The organism is Roseomonas acroporae, assembly GCF_023223525.1.
Taxonomy (GTDB): Bacteria; Pseudomonadota; Alphaproteobacteria; order Acetobacterales; family Acetobacteraceae; genus Roseomonas_E; species Roseomonas_E acroporae.
Map to the genome: position 1 here is coordinate 1 of NZ_JALPRX010000022.1, position 22,357 is coordinate 22,357.

The 22,357-nt window shown below is 73.7% G+C and carries 20 protein-coding genes and 1 other RNA gene; 14 read left to right on the top strand and 7 right to left on the bottom strand.

Annotated elements, in window-relative coordinates; genetic code table 11:
- Positions 1-144: 144 nt before the first annotated feature.
- From M0638_RS05815 to ptsP, 5 genes are all read left to right on the top strand, one after another.
- On the top strand, positions 145-591 hold the full coding sequence (locus tag M0638_RS05815) for an HPr kinase/phosphorylase (RefSeq protein WP_248666023.1): 447 nt from the start codon (positions 145-147) through the stop codon (positions 589-591).
- Positions 592-678: 87 nt separating this feature from the next.
- Entirely contained in the window at positions 679-1,707 is a 1,029-nt protein-coding gene (gene rapZ, locus M0638_RS05820; RefSeq protein ID WP_248666024.1) for an RNase adapter RapZ, read from the top strand.
- A 331-nt stretch (positions 1,708-2,038) separates the two neighbouring features.
- Positions 2,039-2,488 (top strand): PTS sugar transporter subunit IIA, encoded by a 450-nt coding sequence (locus tag M0638_RS05825; RefSeq protein WP_248666025.1) that lies wholly within the window; start codon positions 2,039-2,041, stop codon positions 2,486-2,488.
- Positions 2,489-2,607: 119 nt separating this feature from the next.
- Entirely contained in the window at positions 2,608-2,880 is a 273-nt protein-coding gene (locus M0638_RS05830) for an HPr family phosphocarrier protein (RefSeq protein ID WP_248666121.1), read from the top strand.
- Positions 2,867-4,897, top strand: coding sequence for a phosphoenolpyruvate--protein phosphotransferase (ptsP, locus tag M0638_RS05835; protein WP_248666026.1), 2,031 nt, complete (start codon positions 2,867-2,869; stop codon positions 4,895-4,897). The genes M0638_RS05830 and ptsP overlap by 14 nt, the downstream gene beginning before the upstream one ends.
- A 113-nt stretch (positions 4,898-5,010) precedes the next feature.
- Here ptsP and M0638_RS05840 read toward each other — a convergent pair whose 3' ends face one another.
- From M0638_RS05840 to M0638_RS05850, 3 genes are all read right to left on the bottom strand, one after another.
- On the bottom strand, positions 5,011-5,316 hold the full coding sequence (locus M0638_RS05840) for a phosphoribosylamine--glycine ligase (protein WP_248666027.1): 306 nt from the start codon (positions 5,314-5,316) through the stop codon (positions 5,011-5,013).
- A complete protein-coding gene (nudC, locus tag M0638_RS05845) occupies positions 5,313-6,272 on the bottom strand; it encodes an NAD(+) diphosphatase (RefSeq protein WP_248666028.1) in 960 nt (319 codons plus the stop codon). Before nudC ends, M0638_RS05840 begins: the two co-directional genes overlap by 4 nt.
- 304 nt (positions 6,273-6,576) lie before the next feature.
- Positions 6,577-7,200: a hypothetical protein gene (locus M0638_RS05850; RefSeq protein ID WP_248666029.1), complete on the bottom strand. Its 624-nt coding sequence runs from the start codon at positions 7,198-7,200 to the stop codon at positions 6,577-6,579.
- 391 nt (positions 7,201-7,591) lie between these two features.
- Here M0638_RS05850 and ffs point away from each other — a divergent pair.
- The 7 genes from ffs to M0638_RS05885 all read left to right on the top strand — a co-directional run bounded on the left by ffs (position 7,592) and on the right by M0638_RS05885 (position 15,712).
- Positions 7,592-7,689, top strand: an RNA gene (ffs, locus tag M0638_RS05855) — signal recognition particle sRNA small type.
- 132 nt (positions 7,690-7,821) lie between these two features.
- Complete coding sequence (locus tag M0638_RS05860; protein ID WP_248666030.1) at positions 7,822-10,038, top strand: DNA polymerase III subunit gamma/tau; 2,217 nt, start codon at positions 7,822-7,824, stop codon at positions 10,036-10,038.
- Positions 10,039-10,335: 297 nt separating this feature from the next.
- The gene (locus tag M0638_RS05865; protein WP_248666031.1) at positions 10,336-10,680 is read left to right on the top strand and encodes a YbaB/EbfC family nucleoid-associated protein; all 345 of its coding nucleotides are present in this window, start codon (positions 10,336-10,338) and stop codon (positions 10,678-10,680) included.
- A gap of 167 nt (positions 10,681-10,847) precedes the next feature.
- A complete protein-coding gene (recR, locus tag M0638_RS05870; protein ID WP_248666032.1) occupies positions 10,848-11,447 on the top strand; it encodes a recombination mediator RecR in 600 nt (199 codons plus the stop codon).
- A gap of 151 nt (positions 11,448-11,598) precedes the next feature.
- A complete protein-coding gene (locus M0638_RS05875) occupies positions 11,599-13,560 on the top strand; it encodes a hypothetical protein (RefSeq protein ID WP_248666033.1) in 1,962 nt (653 codons plus the stop codon).
- Positions 13,561-13,716: 156 nt separating this feature from the next.
- Positions 13,717-14,802, top strand: a complete 1,086-nt coding sequence (locus M0638_RS05880; protein WP_248666034.1) for an FkbM family methyltransferase — start codon at positions 13,717-13,719, stop codon at positions 14,800-14,802.
- 4 nt (positions 14,803-14,806) lie between these two features.
- Complete coding sequence (locus M0638_RS05885) at positions 14,807-15,712, top strand: FkbM family methyltransferase (RefSeq protein ID WP_248666035.1); 906 nt, start codon at positions 14,807-14,809, stop codon at positions 15,710-15,712.
- 31 nt (positions 15,713-15,743) lie between these two features.
- Here M0638_RS05885 and M0638_RS05890 read toward each other — a convergent pair whose 3' ends face one another.
- Positions 15,744-17,090, bottom strand: coding sequence for a glycosyltransferase (locus M0638_RS05890; protein WP_248666036.1), 1,347 nt, complete (start codon positions 17,088-17,090; stop codon positions 15,744-15,746).
- Positions 17,091-17,416: 326 nt separating this feature from the next.
- A complete protein-coding gene (locus M0638_RS05895; RefSeq protein WP_248666037.1) occupies positions 17,417-17,599 on the bottom strand; it encodes a CsbD family protein in 183 nt (60 codons plus the stop codon).
- A gap of 326 nt (positions 17,600-17,925) precedes the next feature.
- Here M0638_RS05895 and M0638_RS05900 point away from each other — a divergent pair, with 326 nt between their 5' ends.
- Complete coding sequence (locus tag M0638_RS05900; RefSeq protein WP_248666038.1) at positions 17,926-18,708, top strand: SH3 domain-containing protein; 783 nt, start codon at positions 17,926-17,928, stop codon at positions 18,706-18,708.
- A gap of 131 nt (positions 18,709-18,839) precedes the next feature.
- Here M0638_RS05900 and M0638_RS05905 read toward each other — a convergent pair whose 3' ends face one another.
- Together M0638_RS05905 and M0638_RS05910 are read right to left on the bottom strand one after the other, a co-directional pair.
- A complete protein-coding gene (locus tag M0638_RS05905) occupies positions 18,840-19,253 on the bottom strand; it encodes a rhodanese-like domain-containing protein (protein ID WP_248666039.1) in 414 nt (137 codons plus the stop codon).
- Positions 19,250-19,900: a peroxiredoxin gene (locus M0638_RS05910; protein ID WP_248666040.1), complete on the bottom strand. Its 651-nt coding sequence runs from the start codon at positions 19,898-19,900 to the stop codon at positions 19,250-19,252. Before M0638_RS05910 ends, M0638_RS05905 begins: the two co-directional genes overlap by 4 nt.
- A gap of 280 nt (positions 19,901-20,180) precedes the next feature.
- On the opposite strand from M0638_RS05910, the gene M0638_RS05915 reads away from it, so the two are divergent.
- On the top strand, positions 20,181-22,310 hold the full coding sequence (locus M0638_RS05915) for a TonB-dependent receptor (RefSeq protein ID WP_248666041.1): 2,130 nt from the start codon (positions 20,181-20,183) through the stop codon (positions 22,308-22,310).
- Positions 22,311-22,357: the final 47 nt, after the last annotated feature.

Genomic DNA, 22,357 nt, shown 5'->3' on the forward strand with positions numbered 1-22,357 from the left:
ACCTGAAGGTCGCTGGTTCAAATCCAGCCCCCGCATCCAGATTTCAAGCGCACATCCAGATTCCTGTCCGTCCCCGCGTCCTGCACTTCCGCCCGGCGACGTTTCCTGTCACTGTCCCGGCAGGCGGCGGAAGCAGGCAGGGGCATGTTCGTCCACGCAAGCTGCGCGGCCCGTGGTAACGATGCCGTGCTGCTGCTCGGGCCGCCCGGTGCGGGCAAGTCCGATCTCGTGCTGCGCCTGCTGCAGGCTGGCTGGTGCCTCGTGGCTGACGATCAGGTTTCCTTGCAGGCAACAGGGGGAGAGGTGACCGCAAGCGCTCCGGACGCTCTGCGCGGCCTGCTGGAGGTTCGTGGCCTCGGCATCTTCCGCGATCTGCCGTCAACCCATGCCGCGCTGCGTCTCGCCGTCGAGCTGGTACCGCGCGACGCGGTGCCGCGCCTCCCCGAGCCTCGTCGCTGGCACGCCGCCGGCCTTCCCACCCTGCCGCTGGTCGCGCTGCACGGCTTCGACGCCGCGGCGCCCGCGCGGATCGCCATGGCGCTGGATGCGGCGACCGGCCGCGTCCGGCAGCAGGCAGGCGCCTTCGCCTGAGCCATGGCGACCGGTGCACCAGATCCCCATTTCCCGGAGGCGCCGGAAAGCCCGCCCGCCGAACGGCCTTCCACACCGCGGCCGCTGGTGCTGGTGACCGGCCTCTCGGGCGCCGGCAAGGCGACGATCCTGCGTGCCCTCGAGGATCTGGGTTTCGAGACGGTGGACAGCCCGCCGCTCGCCGTGCTCGGCACGCTGCTGGAGCCTGCCCGGCCCGAGGCATCCTCCGGCGAGGCCCACGGGGATGAGGCCGCGGCCGTGCCCGCCCGGCCCTTCGCCGCCGGCATCGACGTCCGCTCGCGCGGCTTCTCGGTCGATACCGTCCTCGACCTGCTCGCCCGCCTGCGCCAGCGTGCCGACGTCGCGCCGCAGCTCGTCTTCGCCACCGCCGACGAGGCGGTCCTGCTGCGCCGCTACACCGAGACGCGCCGCCGCCATCCCATGGCCTCGCCCCGTGCCGAGTCCTCCACCGGCCTGACCGGGCCGGTGGTGGAAGGCATCGCGCGCGAGACGGCGCTGCTCGCCCGCCTGCGCGACGCCGCCGACTGGCTGGTGGACACCTCGGACCTGCCACTGCCCGAACTGCGCCGGCTGGTGGAGCGCCGGTTCGGCGTCGGGCGCGGCACCGCACTCGCCATCGGCGTGCAGTCCTTCGCCTTCCCGCGCGGCCTGCCGCGCGAGGCCGACCTGGTCTTCGACCTGCGCTTCCTCCGCAACCCGCACTACGATCCCGCGCTGCGGCCGCTGACCGGCCGAGACCCCGCCATCGCCGCCCATATCGAGGCCGATCCCGCCTTCGCGCCCTTCTGGGAGAGGCTGGTCTCGCTGATCGACATGCTGGTGCCGCGCTACGTCGCGGAGGGCAAGAAGTACCTGACGGTGGCCATGGGCTGCACCGGCGGCAAGCACCGCTCGGTCCTTGCCGCCGAGCGGCTGGCAGCCCATCTGTTGCGGTCCGGATGGCCGGTGGACGTCACGCATCGCGAGTTGCCCGCCCCGCCCCGCCCGGCGCCGGACTGGCCGGACGATGCCACGCCCGCGCCGCCGGCGCCCGGCCGAAGACCGGAATTTCCCGCCGCGGCCCTTGCCCCCCGACCGCGCGCGGGGGACCCATGACGGGAAAGGAGGGGCGACAGCGGCCCGCCATGGCCCGCCGCGCGATGCCGCCGGGCGACGCCGAACCCGAACGACGGCACGGGCCGACACAGGACACGACCTTGAATCACCAGCCTGCCTTCGAGCGCCGCGCGCAGGATGCCCCCCCGGCAAGCCTGCCACGCCGTGCGCCGGGTCCCTTCCACGCCTCCGCCCGGCCCGGCCCGGTGGATCGCCTGGGCAATGCCTCGCCGGCGCGTGCGGCCGGGCCGGCGCCGGAAGCCGTGCGCCGCGCACCGGGCCCCGTGGCCCGATCCGGGAGGGCCGGGCCCCGCGCCCCGACCGACCGGCGATGATCGGCCTCGTGCTGGTGACCCATGGCCGCCTGGCCGAGGAGCTGAAGCTCGCCATGGAGCACGTGGTCGGGCCGCAGCGGAACGTCGCCACCGTCTGCATCGGCCCCGAGGACGACATGGAGGGGCGGCGCGAGGACATCCGCGGCCGCGTCGCGGCCGTCGACGAGGGCGACGGGGTGGTGGTGCTGACCGACATGTTCGGCGGCACCCCCTCCAATCTCGCCCTCGCCACCATGGGCGAGAACGTCGAGGTGATCGCGGGGGTGAACCTGCCCCTGCTGGTCAAGCTCGCCAAGGTGCGCGGCTCCGAGCCGCTGCCGCAGGCGGTCGAGCACGCGCAGGCGGCCGGCCGCAAGTACATCGCCTGTGCCAGCGCCGTTCTGGGTGGCCACGAGGCCACCCCGTCGCCCGCCGGCCACGGCGTCATGAACGGGAAGCATCCATGAACGATCTCGCCAACACCGAAGCCCAGTCCCTTGCCGGCGAGGCGGCGGGCCGAGAAGGCGGGGCCGGCGCCTGCACCGCCGAAGGATGCTGCGGCGGGGCGGGCGGCGGTCCGGGCGGCATCGTGCTCACGCGCACCCTGCGCGTCGTCAACGGCCGCGGCCTGCATGCCCGCGCCGCCGCGAAGCTGGTGAACCTCGCCGAGCGCTTCTCGGCCTGCGTCACCGTCTCGCGGCACGGCCAGAGCGTGCCGGCCTGCTCGCTGATGGGGCTGATGATGCTCGGCGCCGGCAAGGGCAGCGAGATCACGGTGCAGGCCGAGGGCTGGGACGCCAAGGAGGCGCTGGAGGCGATCGCCGGGCTGGTCGAAGCGGGATTCCATGAAGACTGCTGACCGCGCCCCGGAAGGCCACCGGCTGGAAGCCCGCGCCGAGCCGCGCGAGGTCGCCGCCAGGGGCGAGGCGAAGGCGCCGGGCGCCGGCAAGGGGGGCGAGGCCAGGTCGGCCGAGGCGCGCAGGACCGAGGCCGAGGCGGCCACCGAGCCGCCCCGTCCGGAAACCAGGGGGAACGACGCCAGGGGTGGGGAGCCGAAAGGCGCCGAGGCGCGCCCGGAGGCCGCCCGCAAGGGGCGTGCCCACCGCATCCGCGAGGTGCATCTGCACGGCATCCCGGTCGCCCCCGGCATCGCGATCGGCCCGGTCTACGATCCCGCCGAGGTCCCGGCCGAGGCGCCGCGACGCGCCATCCTGCCCGCCCAGGTGGAGGCCGAGCGCACCCGCCTGACCGATGCCGTGGCCCTCTCGCGCAAGCAGGTGGCCAAGCTGCGCGCCCGCCTCGCCGTGCTGCCCGAGGAGGCGCAGGAGGAGCTGGCGCCGCTGCTCGACGCCTACCTCATGATGCTCAACAACTCCCGCCTGCTGCGCGGCGCCCGCCGCCGCATCGAGGCGGAGCTGCTGGCCGCCGAGACGGCGGTGGGCGACGAGGCGGAGGCGATCGCCGCGGCGATCCTGGCGACGAAGGACGACGACCGGCAGGGCCTGCAGCGGCGCGCCGGCGAGGTGCGCGAGATCGCCCGCCGCCTGACCCGCAACCTGACCGCGACGCCCTTCCGCGCCCTCTCCGCCGTGCCCGAGGGCTCGATCCTGGTGGTCGAGGAGCTGACGCCCGCCGACGCCGCGCTGCTCGACCCCGCCCGCGTCGCCGGCGTCGCCACCGAGGAGGGCGGCACCGACGGGCACACGGCGATCATGCTGCGCGCCCTCGGCATCCCGTCGGTGCTCGGCATCGCCGGGCTGACCGAGGCGGCGGCGCGCGGCGACCAGGCCGTGCTGGACGGCGCCGCCGGCACCATCGCGCTGCGCCCCGCCGCCGCCACGCTGGAGAAGGCGCGCGACCAGATCGCCGCCTACGCCAAGGAGCGCGCCAAGCTCTCCAAGCTGCGCCGGCTGCCCGCCGTCACCACCGACGGCGAGGACGTGGAGCTGCTGGCCAACCTCGAGATCCCGGCCGAGCTGCCGCTGATCGCCCAGGCGGGCGCCCAGGGCATCGGCCTGCTGCGCTCCGAGTTCCTGTTCATGAACCGCGAGGACCTGCCGGACGAGGAGGTGCAGTACACCGTCTACCGGCAGGTGCTGGAGGCGATGGCGGGCGATCCCATCACCATCCGCGTGCTCGACTGGGGCGGCGAGAAGGACATCGAGGCGCTGGCCGAGGGCGTGCCGGCGCTGACCGGCCCGAACCCGGCGCTCGGCCTGCGCGGCATCCGGCTGCTGCTGCGCCGGCCGGAGCTGCTGGAGGCGCAGTTCGCCGCCATCCTGCGCGTGGCGGTGGGCGGGCCGGTGCGTATCCTGCTGCCGCTGGTCACCAATCCCGAGGAGGTGAAGCAGGCGCGCGAGATCTACGAGCGCGTGGCGCGCCGGCTGCGCCGCAAGTCGGTGCCGCTGCCCGAGAAGCTGCCGCCGCTGGGCGCCATGATCGAGACGCCGGGCGCCGCCCTCGCGGCCGACGCCATCGCGCTGGAGGCGGACTTCTTCGCCATCGGCACCAACGACCTGACCATGTACACGCTGGCCGTCGACCGCGCCGAGGCCGAGGTGAGCCACCTCTACGACCCGCTGCACCCGGCGGTGCTGCGGCTGATGCAGTTCGCCACCGAGGCGGCGCTGCGCCTGCGCATGCCCGTCTCGGTATGCGGCGAGATGGCGGGCAACCCGCGCCTGGTGCCGCTGCTGCTCGGGCTCGGGATACGCTGCCTCTCGATGAACGCCTCGGCCGTGCCGCGGGTGAAGCAGGCCGTGCGCAGCCTCGGCATCGACGGCTGTGCCCGTTTCGCGCGGCGCGTGATGGAGCAGAGCGACCCGGCCCGCATCCAGGAGCTGGTGATGGGCTTCGGGGAGAAGGAGAAGGGGTAGGGCGTTTTCAGGCCGGGCGCACGCGCCCTGCGGCTTGGGAAACCGGCGGCTCGGGAAATGCGCCGGATCGGAAGGCCGGAACGGCGCCGGCCGGGAGGCCGGGGCCTGTCGCCTCAGAAGATCTGCAGCCCGCTGGGCCGGCGCTCCATCTCGACGCCGCCGGGCAGGCGCACGCCGCGCGCGGCGAGGCAGTTCCGATAGGCGCGCAGCTCGGTGGCGCGCTGGTCGTCGCGGATCGCCGTCTCGGCCCAGGGGCTCTGGCTGTAGCGGTGGGAGTAGTCGGCCACGCGCGGGTCGCGCGCCGCCTCCTCGCGACAGGCGATCTGGTCGGGGGTGGGGTTCTCGATCGGCGGCAGCGAGGAACGCGCGCAGGCGGCGAGGCCGAGCAGGGCCAGCGCGGCGAGGAGCGCCCGGCTCATGCCATGGCCTCCATCCAGTCCTCGATCAGCCGGCGGGCGATGGAATCAAGGCGGGGGAGGGCGAAGCCGTTCGCCTCGGGGTCGCGCAGCTGCGCCAGGGTGAACCAGCGCGCGTCGCGCAGCTCCTCGGGGTCGATGCTGATGCGCTCGGAGACCGCCTCGGCATGGAAGCCCAGCATGATCGAGGCGGGGAAGGGCCAGGGCTGCGAGGAATGGTAGTGGACGCGGCCGACGCTGACGCCGGTCTCCTCCAGCACCTCGCGCCGCACCGCCTCCTCCAGGCTCTCGCCCGGCTCCACGAACCCCGCGAGGGTCGAGTACATCACCGAATTCGGGAAGCGCGTGGAGTGGCCGAGCAGGCAGCACGGGCCCAGCTCGCGGTCCTGGCGGATCACCAGCATGATCACGGCAGGGTCGGTGCGCGGGAAGTGCTGCGTGCCGCATTGCGTGCACTGCATGGCGTTGCCGGCCGAGCGCGGCTCACAATTGCCGCCGCAGACGCCGCAGTAGCGGTGCTTGGTGCGCCAGTGCATCAGGCCGCGTGCATGGGCGAGCACCGAGGCCTCGCCGGGGGGAAGCTGGCCGGCGACGGCGCGCAGATCCGTGAACTCGCCGAGATCGGCTGGCAGCAGCGGCAGCGGGTCGTCGGCGGCGGAGCAGTCCACCGCGAAGACCGGCCGGCCGTCCCAGAGGCCGAGGAAGGCCCAGGGGCCGCCGGCCATGCGCACCGCCGAGGCGGCCTCGCCGGTCAGCAGCACGGCCTGCGGGGCGCCGGCGGCGTCGCGCCGCATCAGGCTGCGGGCGCGCCAGACCGGGGCGAAGAGCGTGTCCGGGTGGGAGATCGCGGCCTCGATGAAGGTCGCGTCCTCGCGCCGGTTCGAGGCGCGGTCCAGCGGGCTGCCGCTGTAGGCGTTCGGGCGGCTGGCGGGAATGTCGAGCACGGTGTCTTCGGGCATGGGGCGCGGACGGTGCCATGCGCGGGGTTGGGCGGCAACGGGGCGTAACGGTCGGGCCGGCGGGGCGGGAGAAGGCGAGGGGTTCCCGCCGGCCCGTGGGCCGCGACCCCGGACGTCTTCCATCCTGCTGTCATGGGTATCGGCCCTGCGGGCATGGGTATCGGCGAAGTGGGTGGGGAAGGTCAGCCGGCGCCCCGGCAACGCCCCGAAAGGTTTGCCGCCGGCCTCGCGGAGTTGATACCGGGTGTCCCGGGAAGCCTGCGCGGAAGCCTGATGGGCGTGGGGACCGCCCCGGCGTCGGGCATCAGTGGACGTCGACGGCGGCCAGGAAATTCAGTTGGCCGCCACGGTGCGCCGGCACCAATTCGGGCGGCGACAGCGGATGGAAGTCGGGGCTCCAGGGCCAGGGATCGAAAACCCCCGATCCCTGGATCAGCGGTCCCGAAGGCGTGTCGACGAAGTCGACCTGGCTGAGCACCATCGCGTGATGGCCGTTCCCGTACAGCAGCGGACGGTTGTTCCTGATCTCGTCGACGATGAAGCCGTCGGTGATCGCGTTTATGCCGTTCCCGAAATCATAGGCCGCCCGCAGCGACGCGCTGAAGTCGTTCCCGTCGTTGTCGGTCCAGCGGGCGCTCAGAACCCGGGCCATGACGATGCTGGGGCTGGGCAGGCAGGCCTGCTGCCCGAACACGGCCTGCACGATCCGCTGCTGATCCACCTGGTACCCGTGCATCGCGAAGATCATGGCGGCGGATGCGGCCCAGCACCATTGCGCGCAGTCCTGCTTGATGATCCGCGGCCGCTCGACATACACGCGGCAGAGCGGGCCCATGGCGGTCATGGAAACGCAGCCGCCCGCGGCGCCGGCCGGCTTCGGGAGAATCGCCGCCGAGGCCGCGGACAGCAGGAATGCGCGGCGTTCCATGCTTCCTCCGGCCATGCTTCCTCCGGAAGCGGACTCATTCCGACAATGGATCGTCGCATGGCGGGATCCGGGCGGCAACGTTCCGCCGCGCTCCCGCACGCCAGGGTGTGACGCTTCGCACATGAACGGCCCGGACGACGATCGCTGCCGGCCGTTTTCCCGGGGTGGCGCCGCAGGGACGCGGCTGGCTCCCGGCGACGCGGCGGCGCTTTCCCGGCCCCGTCACCTGCGACGCGCCCGGACGTCGCGGCGGCGATCGGGATCGGTTCGCGGGAGACGGGCGGGGCGGGCGGCGAGGGTGCCGGAGGCCCGCGGCGGTCGGTGCCAGACCCTTCCTTTGTCCCACCCCTCCCTTGTCCCACCCCCCGGGGGGCATGATATCCTGCCGTCGGAAGGTCGGTGGCGGACGGGCTCCTCGCCAACCCGGTCAGGTCCGGAAGGAAGCAGCCGTAACGGGTTCTTGCCCGGGTCGCTTCGCCGGCCTTCCACCCGGCTCCCCCGCTTCTCCCTCGCCGAGGGACGGGCCTCGCCCGGGGGGGCGGGCCACGCAACCCCGGCCCGCCTGCCGGCCCCGCCTGCCTGGGGGACGCGGCCGTCCGAACGGATAACCGCCGCCCGCGCATGGCTTCCACCCTCCATGGCTCCGACGACGCGCTGAACACCGCGAATCCGGCGGACGCGCTGCCCGAGCCGCCGGCCGAGGGGCCGGGGCTGTTCGGGGACGCGCCGGCGCCGGCCGCGACCCCGGGATCCTCCGGTGGTGCGCCACCGGTCGTGCCCCCGGGTGTGCCCCGGGAGGCGGCGCCGGCGCCGTACCGGGTGCTGGCGCGCAAGTACCGCCCGCAGACCCTCGACGACCTGATCGGCCAGGACACGCTGGTGCGCACGCTGCGCAACGCCTTCGCGCAGGGGCGCGTGGCGCACGGCTTCATGCTCACCGGCGTGCGCGGGGTGGGCAAGACCACCACGGCGCGGATCATCGCGCGGGCGCTGAACTGCGTCGGGCCGGACGGGAAGGGCGGGCCGACCGCCGATCCGTGCGGGGTGTGCGCCGAGTGCGTGGCGATCCTCGCCGACCGGCACCCGGACGTGCAGGAGCTGGATGCGGCCAGCAACAACGGCGTCGACAGCATCCGCGAACTGCGCGAGGCGGTGCGCTACCGGCCGGCGCGGGCGCGCTTCAAGGTCTACATCCTGGACGAGGTCCACATGCTGTCGACGCAGGCGTTCAACGCCCTGCTGAAGACGCTGGAGGAGCCGCCGCCGCAGGTGAAGTTCGTCTTCGCGACGACCGAGATCCGCAAGGTACCGACGACGATCCTGTCGCGCTGCCAGACCTTCCACCTGCGCCGCGTGCCGCAGGCGGCGCTGCGCGAGCATTTCGGGCGGATCGCGGGGCTGGAGGGCGCCGCGGTGGAGCCCGAGGCGCTGGCGATGATCGCGCGCGCCGCGGACGGCTCGGTGCGCGACGGGCTGTCGCTGCTCGACCAGGCGATTGCCCTGGGGGGCGATTCGGTCTCGGCGGAATCGGTGCGCGACATGCTGGGCCTGGCGGACCGGGCGCTGGTGCTCGACCTCGCCGAGTCGGTGCTGACGGGCCGGCTGCCCGAGGCGCTGGCGCTGATGGGCGAGGCGCATGCGCGCGGCGCCGATCCTGGGGTGGTGCTCGCCGACCTGCTGGAGCTGGTGCACACGCTGACGCGGCTGCGCGCGGTGCCGGCGCTGCGGGAGGACCAGTCGCTGCCCGAGGCCGAGCGGGTGCGCGGCGGGGCGCTGGCGGCGCGGCTTTCCGTGCCGGCGCTGGGGCGGGCCTGGCAGATGCTGCTCAAGGGCCTGGGCGAGCTTGCCGAGGCGCCGGACCGGCAGGCGGCGGCGGAGATGGTGCTGATCCGGCTGGCGCACGTGGCCGAGCTGCCGACTCCGGGCGAACTGGTGCGCCGGCTGGCCGGTGAAGGCGTGGAGCCCGGCGGCGCGCCGGCCGGCGGGCGTGGCGGGCCGGTCGCGGCCGGGGATCCGGGCGGCGCGGCGGGGCATGCCCGTGGCGACGCGGCACGGGGTCCGGTCGGCATGGCGATGGTCGGGGGTGGCCCAGGGGGGAACCCAGAGGTCGGCCCCGGGTTCGGCCGGCAGGGCCGGGGGAGCGCAGGCATGGCAGCCCCCGCCCTGGACATCCGGGCGGCGGGGGCCGTGCCGTCCGGCCCCAGGACACCCGCTCCCCACGCTCCGGAGGCCGTGGCGCCGGGCGTCGGCATCCCGGGCGGCGGGGCATCGGTGGCGCTGCGGGCGGTGGCCGGCGGGCGGATGCCGGAGCCCCAGGCGCAGACGCCGCCGCCCGAGGCGCCGGTTCGCGTGGGCAGCTTCCGCGAGGCGGTGGCGCTGGCGCAGGGGCGTCGGCCCCGTCTGCACGGGGAACTGGTGCACAGCGTGCATCTGGTGCAGTTCGCGCCGGGACGGATCGAATTGCGGGTGGAGCCGCAGGCGCCGCGCGACCTCGCCGGGCAGTTCGCCGCGCTGCTGGGCGAGGCGACGGGGATGCGCTGGACCGTGGCGCTCTCCAACGCGCCGGGCGAGCCGACCCTGGCCGAGCAGGGGCGCAGCGCCGATCTGGGGCGGCGCGAGATCGTGGCCAGCCATCCGCTGGTGCAGGCGGTGCTGGCGGCCTTCCCGGGCGCGCGCATCGAGGCGGTGCGCGACGCGGGAGCCGACTACTACGGGCTGGCGCCGGCGCCGCCCGAGCCGGACGGCGACCCGGCGGGAATCAGCGACGATTCGGACTCGCCGGACGATGGCGGGCTGGAATTCGCGCCGCCCGACGCGGATCGGCCGGACGATCTCTAGAGCGGATCGCCGGCGGGCGGACGCCCGTCGGCGTGAATCCGCGCCGAGAACAACGCTCTACAGCGAACCGCAGTCCCAACCGGACTGCGGTTCGCTGTAGAGCATTTTCAAGCTGAGCGTCCTCGCTCAGCGGCTCGGGAAATGCGCCGGATCAAAGGCCGGAGCCGTTCCGGCCTGATACGGTCGGGCCGGAACGGCTTCAGGGTGCGGGTCGCGGGGCACGGACCGGCGGGCCGGCGCCGATCGAGACATCGGATACACAGGGCCCGGGGCAGAGGCCCCGGGGATGGAGAGACCATGAAGAACCTCACCAACATGCTGAAGCAGGCGCAGCAGATGCAGTCGCGCATGCAGGAGATGCAGGCGAAGCTGGAGGCGCTGGAGGTGGAGGGCGCCGCCGGGGCCGGCATGGTCAAGGTGACGCTGAGTGGCAAGGGCGACCTCAGGCGCGTGGCGATCGACCCCTCGCTGATGACCGCCGACGAGCGCGAGGTGGTCGAGGACCTGCTGGTCGCGGCGCATGCCGACGCCAAGGCGAAGGTGGAGGCGGCCGCCGCCGAGGAGATGCAGAAGGCGACCGCCGGGCTGAACATCCCCGGCATGGGCGGCGGTCTGCCGGGCGGGCTCAAGCTGCCGTTCTGACGGCGGCCGGGGCCGTTCCGCCGAGGTCGTTCCGCCGGGGCCGCTCCGCCGGGGCCGGCCGCGGCGGCGGCCGGTCGTCGGTCCAGGCCGGCGCCGGCCGGTCCCGCGCGCTCCGCGCCGCCTTCCCGTGGCGCCCCCAGGGGGGCGGCCCCATATGACCGGGTGCGATGACGACCCATTCCGACGAGATCGAGCGGCTGGTCGGGCTGCTCGCCCGGCTGCCGGGGCTCGGCCGGCGCAGCGCGCGGCGCGCCGTGCTGCGCATACTGGGCGAGCCCGAGCGCGTGATGCTGCCGCTGGCCGAGGCGCTGCGGGAGGCGGCGGCGGCGGTGCGGCGCTGCGAGTCGTGCGGCAACCTCGACACGGCCAGCCCCTGCGCGATCTGCCGCGACCCGCGGCGCGAGCGCGGGCTGATCTGCGTGGTGGAGGGGGTGGGCGACCTCTGGGCGCTGGAGCGCGCGCAGGTGCATCGCGGGCTGTACCACGTGCTGGGCGGCACGCTGTCGCCGCTCGGCGGGGTGGGGCCGGAGGACCTCGCCATCCAGCCGCTGGTGGCGCGGGTGGCGTCGGAGGGGGTCGAGGAGGTGATCTTGGCGCTGCCGGCGACGGTGGACGGTGCCACCACGGGGCACTACCTGACCGACCGGCTGCGCCCGACCGGCGTGCAGGTGACGCGTCTCGCGCAGGGCGTGCCGATCGGCGGCTCGCTGGAGGTGCTGGACGACGGCACGCTGGCGGCGGCGCTCAGGGCAAGGCGGGCGGTGTAGCGGACCCGCTGCCGCAGCACAGGCGGGCAGTCCTCGCGGCCCGGCGGGCCGGATCCTGCGGTTCGACCCGTGCCGCCATGCGCGCGCGGGCTTGATTGACGGGCCAACCGGCGCCGCCTATCAGCAGGCGGCCGGACCGTAAGGGGGATCGATGCCGCTGCAGCCGTTGCCCCGTGACGCGGCGCCCTATGCCGATTTCCTCGTGCGGCGGCTCTACCGGCCCTTCGGCTTCAGCGACGCGACCACCCTCTCGGCGGTGCTGGAAACCGAGCTGCCGATCGACGGCGATCTCTGGATCTGGGCCGACGACAACGCCAAGGTGCTGGAGCTGCTGTCGCGGCCGGAGCTGTGGCGGAAGTATCCCGAGGAGACGGCGCGCATCCTCGACTTCCTGCGCGCGATGTGCAGCGGGCCGTTCATCTTCCGGCGCGTCAGCCTGCCGCGCCTCGACCACGCGCGCGGCGATGCGCGCCGCGGCGCGCACGTGCACGCGCTGATGGATGTCGAGTACGACCTGCCGCGCGGCAGCGTCTCGCTCGGCGTGCGCTTCCACGACGGGCGCACGGCGCGCAACCTGACCATGACCGGCAACTTCGTGCGCTTCCACTGCCGGGGCCGGCGCTGGACGCTCGACGCCGAGGACGCGATCACGGAAAGCGGCAGCCACCGCGAGGGCGACCGGCTGATGCTGTGGCACGCGAGCGAGCTGCGCTTCCCGCCGAAGGAGCGGACGCACCGCCTCGGGCGGCTGACCTACACCTACACGATCGACGCGCGCTCGGCGCTGGTGGGCGTGGAGGTGGCGCTCGACCTCGACCCGGGGGAGCGCGTCAGCGACGTGACGCTGACGGTCGGGCACGACGAGCTGAGCCACAACGTCAACCAGGTGCACTACGGCTCGGTGCGTGCCGAGGTGGGCGGCGAGGTCCGGCGCTACGACGCGCCGGCGGTGCCGGGCGAGGGCTGGCTGGCGGCGGCGGGCGGCGGCTACTACGGCATCGTGCAGCACCACATCGCGGGCTTCGCCTTCGCCGCGCACACGCGGCCGCTGACGCCCGAGGCGCTGCGCGGCTTCAGCGTGGTGAGCAAGGTGCCGGGGGAGCTGCACTGGGTTTCCGCCTGGTACGAGTTCCCCGGCGAGCGGAGCGGCCGGCTGGTGGCGCGCGAGGAGAAGGCGCTGACCGCGGGCGGGCTGTACGACCGCGTGGCGGACTACGCGGCGCTGCTGCGCGAGGCCTCGGCGCAGTCGCGGCCGATCGCCTTCGACCTTTCGATCTCCTACGACTACGGCGTCGAGATCAACGCCTTCGCCAAGTGCTTCGCGGCGCTCGCCGCCGATCCCGGCATCCCGGCGCCGCCGGGGCTGCGGGAGGAGCTGCGCGCGCTGGTGGACCGCTACCTCGACCTCTACTTCGAGGAATTCGTGGCGCCGCACCATCGCGGCGGGAAGACGATCTTCTCCCGCCAGCTCGCCTTCGTGATGCTGGGGACGGCGACCATGCTGGGGGCGACCGGCGAGGCGGCCTACCGCGAGCGGTTGCGGACGCTGTGCGACATCATGCTCGGGCTGGAATGGATCAGCGCGGGGATGGACGGCCAGGCCGAGTCGGGCTTCCTGCTCGGCACGATCGACGCGAGGCTGGTCTACGCGGACTGCCACGGCGCGGCGCTGCTGGCGCTGGTCCACGCGGCGCGCCATCTCGACCCGGCGATGGTCGCGCCGGCGATCGACCGCGGCCTCGGCGCCTACTTCCTGCAGTCGACGCTGCACGAGAGCGACCGGCACCGGCGCATCGACGTGGTGGCGGTGGGCTGGGGCGACACGGCGGGCGGGCGGCACAGCAACACCGCCTTCTGGAATTACCAGGCGGGGCTGACGCTGCGCTTCTTCAACGCGCTGCGCGCCTCGCCGCTGCCGGCGCTGCAGGCGGTGCTGGCGCGCCACGCGCCGCGCATCGCCGTGCTGGAGGCGGTGCTGGAGGCGCAGCTCCGCCTCTCCGCGCACGCCTGCGAGGATGGGGTGGAGATCAGGACCTCCTGGCTTTCCGCCGAGACCAATTCCGAGACCCAGCCCTGGGTGGCGCTGGGGCTGCTCGGGCATCCCTGCGACTGACGGTCGGCCGCGGAGAGCCCCGGCCATCAGTCGCAGGGCTGGCGTGATGGCGTTGCGCCGGACGGGCGGCGCGCGGGGCCGCCGGCGATGCCGGGGCCGTGCGGGACGGCGCGGCGCGTGGCGGGCCGGGGAACGGCGGAGGGAGACGAGGCCGCGATGCGATTCTTCAGATCCGCCGCGCGCGGCGAGGGCAGGGCGCCGCCTGCCGCCGCGCCGCTGCCGGCGGCCGCGCCGCCTTCGCCCGAGACGGCGGTCGGCGTGCTCTACGAGGCGCTGCTGCACCGCCCGGCCGATCCGGGCGGGCTCGCCACCTACGCGGGCGGCATCGCGCGGGGCGAGTGCACGCTGCGCGACGTGGCCGCCGAGATGCTGGGCTCGCGCGAGTATCGGGGCCGCACCGGCCGGATGGACGCCTTCGGGACGCCGGTCGCGATTCCCTTCATGGGCTGCACCTTCCACGTCGCCGAGGATTCCGAGGTGGCGGGCGACCTGCGGGCCCCGGGTGGCTACGAGCCCTGGGTGCTGCCGCGCTTCCTCGACGAGCTGCGCCCGGGGATGCGGGTGCTCGACCTCGGCGCGAGCTGGGGGCTGTTCGCGCTGCCGGCGGCCCGGCGCGTCGGGCCGGCGGGGCGGGTCTTCGCGCTGGAGGTGAGCGCGCGCAACTGCCGCGTGCTGCTGCGCAACGCCCGCGCCAACGGATTCGCCTGGCTGGAGGTGCTGCCCTTCGGCGTCTCCGACCGGCTGGGCGCCGAGCTGCTGCCGGTGCAGACCGGCTCGCACAACAACACCATCCACGACACCGGCACGGTCGAGGGCGAGGCGCTGGACCGCTACGAGGTGGTGCCGGTGCTGCCGCTCGACGCGCTGCGCGGGCCGCTCGGCCGCATCGACGTGGTGAAGATGGACGTGGAGGGGATGGAGCACCGCGTGGCGCAGGGCGGGCGGGCGCTGTTCGAGGCGGAGCGGCCGGTGGTGTACCTGGAGTACTCGCCCGGCCTGCTGCGCGACGTCTCGGGCGTGCCGGCGGCGGCGCTGCTGCGCTTCTTCCTCGAACGCGGCTACGCGGTCGAGATCCTGCACCGCACCGCGCCGCCGGAATCGCTCGCCGGGCTCGACGCCGAGACGGCGATCGCGCGCACCGACGCGGCGTGCGAGCGGCACGTGCGCGAGGAGGCGGGCACGCATCTCGATCTCTGCCTGCGCCCGATCGGGGCGCCGGCACCGGCGTTGAACGGGGCCTAGGACCATGGACCAGTCGGCAAGGGCGGTTGAGGCGGTGCTGCGCCGTCGCCTCGCGGCCATCGAGGAGCAGCTCGCCCGGATCGCGGCGCGGGTGGAGAGCCTGGCGGATGGCGTCCGGCCGGCCGCCACCTACATGGGCGGCCAGGTGGTGCTGACGCGGCTGCGCGGCGGCCTGCTGATCTTCCTCGATACGCGCAGCACCGACTTCACGCCGCACGTCGCGACCGGCGGCGACTGGGAGCCGGGCATCACCGCCGCCTGGCTGGGCCTGCTCAACCCGGGCGACACGGTGCTCGACGTGGGTGCCCACATGGGCTTCCACACCCTGCTTTCCGCGGCGGCGGTGGGGGCGGGCGGGCAGGTGCACGGCATCGAGCCGAACGAATCGCTCAGCCGGCTCGCGCAGCGTTCCATCACGGCGAACGGGCTGGACGGCATCGCCAGGCTGCACACGGTGGCGGCGGGGGATGCGGTGCGGGACATGGAGCTGATCGTCGATCCGGCCTGGTCCGGCGCCGGCGTGGTACTGCCGGTGGCGATGGTGACGCCGGCGGGCGGGCAGATCTCGCAGCCCTGCCGGATGGCGCCGCTCGACGGCCTCTTCCCGGCGGACTTCCGGGTGGACGCCATCAAGCTCTCGGTGCAGGGGGCGGAACTGGCGGCGCTGAAGGGGCTGCGCGGGATGATCGAGCGCTCACCCGACGTGCGCATCGCCGTCCGCGTGCAGCCCGACGGCATGCGGCTGCATGGCGAGACGGTGGCGGCGCTGGCCGAATACGCGCGGTCGCTCGGCTTCCGCTTCTGGTTCGTGGGCGGCGACGGCTCGCTGCACCCGACCACGGCGGAGGCGGTGGCGGGGCTGCCCGGCGGGCAGTACCCGATGGTCCTGTCGCGCCGCAGCGTGGTCTGATCCGGCCGGCCGATCCGTCGCCGGCGTGGGCTCAGGCGGCGAACCCGATCCCGAGCCGCCCATACAGCGAGGTGAGCCGCTTCCGGTAGGCGGCCGAGTCGAACTTCGCCGCCTGGCCCGGGCCCATCGCGGCGAGGCGGGCACGGAGTTGCGCGTCCGTGTCGAGGCGGCGTATCGCCTCGGCCATGGCGCGCGTGTCGTAGGGATCGACGGTGAGGGCGGCGTCGCCCACCACCTCGGGCAGCGAGGCGGTGTTGGAGGTCATCACCGGCGTCCCGAGCAGCATCGCCTCCAGCGCCGGCAGGCCGAAGCCCTCGTAGAGCGAGGGGAACAGCACCGCCCTGGCGCCGCGGATCAGGCTCACCAGCAGCGGGAACGAGACGTAGTCGAGGTGGACCACCCGGTGGCGGGTGAAGGTGTAGGGACCGTCGGCGACGAGGTAGCGGATGTGGTCGTCGAAGAGCAGCTTCAGCTCGTCCTCGGACTTCCACGCCTTCTTGCCGGCGATCACCAGCGGGCCGGTGACGCCGCTGGCGAGATAGGCCTCGATCAGCCGGCCGACGTTCTTCTTCGGCTCGATGGCGCCGAAGAAGAGGAAGTAGTTGCCCATGGTCAGGCCGAACGTGCCCTCGATGTCGCCGCGCACCATGTCGAGCGGCCGCGCGGCGTGGCGGGCGGGGATCTCGACGGTCTGGTAGGTGTTGGTGACGCGGTCCTCCGGCACGCCGAGCAGCCCGATGATGTCGCGCCGCGAGGCTTCCGAGACGGTGACGATGTGGTCGGCGTCCCGTATCAGCATCTGGCACATGCGGAAGTAGCGGCGCTTCGCGTCGAGCGTGGTGTAGGGCAGGCGCAGCGGCACGAGGTCGTGCATCGTGTAGATGTTGCGCGCGCCCTTCACGCGGATCGGCAGCGGGTAGGTCCAGTGCATGATCTCGGGCGTGCCGCCCGGCATGGACACGTCGAGGTGGCGCTTGAACAGGTCGAAGAAGGCATAGGAGGCGACGAAGAGGTCGCGCGCGTTCCAGATCTGGTCGAAGTAGGGCAGGCGCGAACGGTAGGTCTCGACGATCACCTTGCCGGTGACGGGGATGCGGGCCGCGCGCAGGCCGAGCAGCGCGGCGACGTTGCCGCGCAGCTCGCGCAGCGTGCGCGTCCACTTGGGGATCTTGAGCGGTTCCGTGTCGAAGAAGGCGACCTCGCGCATCAGCGGGTCGCGCGAGGCGGGCGCGCTGCCGCCGTAGAGGATGCCGACATCGCAGCCGAGGTCGCGCAGGGCGAAACTCAGGTTCCGGGCGTAGGTCGCGACGCCGGTGCCCTTTTCCAGGGCGAGGTTGTAGCCGTCGATGGAGATTCGGGGGCGCGCCGTCGGGGACATGGCGCCTTTCTAGAGCGGATCGCCGGCGGGCGGACACGCCCGGCGGCGTGAATCCGCGCCGAGGGCAACGAGCTACGGCGAACCGCGGTCCGGTTGGGACTGCGGTTCGCCGTAGCGGCGGGTCCCGAAGGGAGCGACAGGGGGAAGAGACCGAGAGCGCCGAGGGAAGGTCCCGGTTCCCGGTCGGGGCGGGAGCGGCATGCGTGCGAAGGGGCGGAAACACGAAGCGCGCGACCTGCCCCAGGAGAGGGCCGGCCGCGCGCCGTCTTCAGTGGCCCGGAGCACGACCCCGCCGGGGCCCGCCCTGCGGGACCGCTCCTGCGGGATCAGTTCCCGGTGGCGTCCCGGGCAGCATCCTTGGCGCCGCCCACGGCATTCTGCACCTTGCCGGCGGCCTTGTCGGCCTTGCCCTCGGCCTCGAGCTTGGCGTCGCCGGTGACCTTCCCCGCCATCTCCTTCACGGTGCCCTTGATCTGGTTGCCGACGCCGGCGACGCGATCCTTGTCCATCTGTCGATCTCCCCGTTGCCGCCACGATGGCGGCTTCGGGACAGAGAACGGCCGGATGGCTGTCGGGTTCCCCCGGCGCGTCCCCGGCGCGCCCGCCCGCCTCGCCCGCACCGGCTTCGCCCGGTCCCGCCTTCGCCCTTAACCGCCTCCGTTCGCCACCGCCCAGGCGCGATTCGGAATCGCCATCGGCACCCCATGCCGGGTCAGGGAAAATCCTCGTGTGTTGCTCCGGCGCCGTGCGACGGAAGCGAAACCGGCCGTGGCCGTCATGGTTAGATGCGTTCGTTCCGGCGATCGAACCGGTTTCATCCTGGTGGGCGGCAGTCATGGGCGTGCGCAGGTGGGCGATGGGTGGCGGCCTGCTGGCGGCCGGGCTGCTGACGGCCGGCGCGCTGGTGCATGGGATGCTGCCCGGCCGGGAGGTGGACGCCACGGTGGCCGTCGCCGCCGGCAACTGGGAGCAGGGCGCCGAGCATGTGGCGCTGCAGGCCTTGCGCGCGCGCCTCGGCAGCGGCGCCGAGTTCCGTGGCGTCTCGACCTATGGCCGGGAGCGGGACGATGAGCGCGCGGTGTGCGGCGAGGTACGGCCCGCCGGCGATGCCAGGGAGTTCCGCAGCTTCGTGGTGCGCGTCGTGCGCGAAGACCCGGCACGGGAGGATGGCAGGGTTCGCCTGCGCCCGCTGACCCTGCTGGCCGATGCCGGCAACCCGCCACGCATGGTGGCCGACGCGCGGCTACGCCATTGCCGCACCGCCCTGGTGTCGGCCCGGCCGGACCCGGTCGGGACGCCGCGGTTCGAGGCGGTGATGCCGGCGGCGGCCGCTGCCGGCGGCGCGGGCGGATCGGTTCCGGGCGAAGGCGGCGTGGTCGGGAGCGTGTCGGTTCGCTCGGCCGTCAACCTTCGCGCCGCGCCCGGCGGCGCGGTGCTGCGCACCGTGGCGCGTGGGCAGGCGCTGCAGGTCTTCGCGACGGCACCGGGCGGCTGGCTGCGGGTCGGCGTCTCCCGCCCCGAGGGGTGGGTGCATTCGAGCCTGACCAGCGAGGTGACGCCGGCACGGCCTTCGCCCGCGCGTGGCGGGAGCACGGTGCGGGTGGCCGGCGGCTTCTGACGGCCCTGGCGGCGGCCGACGGGCACGGCGTCGGGTCGCGCCTGAGGGCCGCCCCTGGGTGGCCGCCCCTGGGTGGCTGCCCCTGGGGGCGGCCTGGATGCCGCCTTGGATGCCGCCTGGGGGGAAAAGGATCAGCGCTGCCGCCAGGGCAGGCCGGAGGCCTTCCACCCGGCGATCGTGCCGCGATGGCCGTCGCCGTCGGGCGGACCCTCGAAGCCGTCGGCGACGTTGAAGGCGTGCGGAAAGCCGGCCGCCTGGGCCGCCTGGCCTGCCGCGAGCGAGCGCGCCCCGGAGCGGCACAGGTAGTAGACCTTGCTGAGCGGCGTCACGCCCGCCTTGTGCAGGTGCTCGGCGAAGGCGCCGTTGACCTGCATGGAGGGGTAGAGCTGCCAGGGGATCAGCACCGGCCGCTTGTCGACGTCCGTCAGGTCCGGCAGGCCGACGAAATTCCATTCGGCATCGGTGCGCACGTCCACCAGCACAGCGTCCGGGTCGGCGCGCAGCGCCTCCCAGGCCTGCCGGGGGGAGATGTCGGGGACGCTCATGACTGCTGCTGCTCCTGCGCCTTGATCTCGACGTAGCGGAGATAGGGCTTCTTCTCCTCCCATCCCTGCGGGAACCGGGTCCTGGCGGCCTCGTCGTCGATCGAGGGCGGGATGATCGCGCGGTCGCCGGGCTGCCAGTTCACCGGCGTCGCCACCTTGTGGCGGTCGGTGAGCTGGAGGCTGTCGATCACGCGCAGCACCTCGGCGAAGTTGCGCCCCGTCGAGGGCGGATAGGTGAGGGTGAGGCGCACCTTCCTGTCCGGGTCGATCACGAACACCGACCGCACGGTGAGCAGCGGGTCGGCATCCGGGTGGACCATGCCGTAGAGCGTCGAGACCTTGCGGTCCGCGTCCGCGATCATCGGGAAGTTCACCGCCGTGCCCTGGGTCTCCTCGATGTCCGCCTCCCAGCCGCGGTGGCTCTCCACCGGATCGACCGACAGGCCGATCACCTTGACGTTGCGGCGCTCGAATTCCGGCTTGAGGCGCGCGGCCTCGCCCAGCTCGGTGGTGCAGACCGGCGTGTAGTCCTTGGGGTGGCTGAACAGCACGCACCAGCTCCCGCCGAGCCACTCGTGGAAGCGGATGCGACCTTCCGTCGTGTCCTGCTCGAAGTCGGGCGCGACCTGCCCGAGCTGAATCGCCATGGCTGCTCATCCTGTCTGGACGCGCCGTCGCGGCGCCCCCGGGCGTTCTCCGGCGCCGAGCCTGACGCGATTTGCGGCCGAAGCAAAGTCACGATGCGGACCCGTGGCGCGGACCCGCGGCGCGGACCCGCGGCAGGGATCGGCAGGAGGGGTGGGGCGGGTTGCGGGACGGGCGTGCCCGGGCCGGGGGAGGTTCCGCGCGCGGCCGGCGGCCGCTCTCTTGCCACCCTTTGGATGTTATAACATAACATAAACCGATATCCGTTGCCGCGAGGTCCGCATGCCCCATTCCTTCCGCCCGGCCCGGCTGGCCCTGGCCGGTCTCGGCCTGCTGGCGGGCCGTATCGCCCTGGCGCAGCCGGCGGCCGGGGAGGCGGCACCGGCGGCGGTCGAGCTGCCGGAGACCAGCGTCACCGCCAGCCCGATCGCGACCGAGGATGCCCGCAGCTTCGCCCCCGTCACGGTGCTGCGCCGCGAGGATCTCGCCACCCGTCCGGCGCAGTCGCTGGGCGACACGCTGTGGACCGAGCCGGGCCTTTCCGCCACCACCTTCGCGCCGGGCGCGAGCCGGCCGATCATCCGCGGCCTCGGCGACTTCCGAGTCCGGTTGCAGGAGAACGGCTTCGCCGCCGGCGACGTCTCCGCCTTCGGCGACGACCACGTCGTGCCGCTCGACCCGCTCTCGGCCGACCGCATCGAGGTGGTGCGGGGCCCCGCCGCGCTGCGCTGGGGCTCGCAGGCGATCGGCGGCGTGGTCAACCTCATCAACAACCGGATCCCGCTCGAGCTGCTGGAGCCGGGCGCGGTGCGCGGCCGCGTCTCCGGGGCGTACAACACCGGCTCGCGCGGCTTCGACGGCAGCGCCTCGACCGACATGCGCGTCGGCAACTTCATGGTGCACGGCGACCTGTTCGGCCGCACCGCCGGCGACTACGACATCCCCGGCGGCGGGCGGCAGCGCAACAGCAGCCTCGACACCGACGGGCAGTCCTTCGGGCTGAGCTACTTCTTCGACCAGGGCTTCATCGGCACCTCGTTCGAGCGCTTCCGCACCTTCTACGAGATCCCCGGCGGCGAGCAGGCGCTCTCGCGCACGGCGCTCGACGTGGAGCAGCTCCGCTGGGCCAGCCGCGGCGAGTACCGGCCGCTGTCCGGCCCGTTCAGCAGCCTCAGCTTCCGTCTCGGCTACACGCAGTACCAGCACAACGAGGTCGGGCTGGAGGCGGGCGACGACGGCAGCTTCGCGGCCGGCGGCCGCGTCGTGCATGGCGGCTTCCGCAACCGCCTCTGGGACAGCCGGCTGGAGGCGCAGCACGTCCCGGTGGACACCGGCATCGGCACGCTCACCGGGGCGATCGGCGTCTCCTTCGAGTACGAGCGGCTGCGCACCACGCAGGAGGCCTACGACTTCCTGCCGCCCAACGACACCGCCCGCCTCGCCGCCTACGTGTTCGAGGAGCTGGCCCTGACCGACGTGCTGCGCCTCCAGGCGGCGGCGCGAATCGAATCCGTCTCCGTGAACGGCGCCACCGCGCTGTTCCCCGCCGGCTACCTGGCGACCGGGGACGCGCAGGCGCTGACCAACTTCTCCGCCGCCCGCGCCTTCGCGCCCAAGAGCGTCAGCCTCGGCCTGGTGCGCGACCTGCCCTGGGGCATGCGGGCCCGCCTCACCGGCCAGTACGTGGAGCGCGCGCCCGGCGCCGCCGAGCTGTTCTCGCGCGGCGGCCACGATGCCTCGGGCACCTTCGATATCGGCAACCCCAATCTGCGCGTCGAATCCGCCAGGACGGTCGAGCTGGGCCTCTCGCGTCCGGCCGGTGCCCTGCGCTTCGACGGCAGCGTGTACTTCTCGCAGTATGGCGGCTTCATCTATCGCGCGCTGACCGGCAATTCCTGCGACGACACCTTCGCCTCCTGCGGCCCCGGCGGCGGCCGCGAGTTCATCCAGACCAACTACAGCCAGCGCGACGCGCGCTTCTACGGCGGCGAGCTGAGCGGCCAGCTCGACCTGCTGCCGATCGGCGACGGGATGTTCGGCGTCTCGGCGCGCTACGACCTGGTGCGCGCCGAATTCGACGGCGGCGGCAACGTGCCGCGCATCCCGCCGCAGCGCCTGGGCGGCGGGCTCTGGTACCGCAGCCCGAGCTGGCAGGCGAGCGTGGACTACCTGCACGCCTTCGAGCAGACCCGCACCTCGGAGAACGAGACCCGCACGCCGGGCTACAACCTGCTCAACGCGCGCATCGGCTACACGGCGCGGCTGGAGGGGCGGACGCCGCGCGAGATCGGCCTGTTCGTCGCCGGCACCAACCTGCTGGACGTGGACATGCGCAACAGCGCCTCGTTCAAGAAGGACCAGGTGCTGCTGCCGGGGCGCACGGTGCGGCTGCTGGCGACGATGACGTTCTGACGGGAGAGCAGCATTGGAGAGGAGCCCTGAGATATGGGGTGGTAACT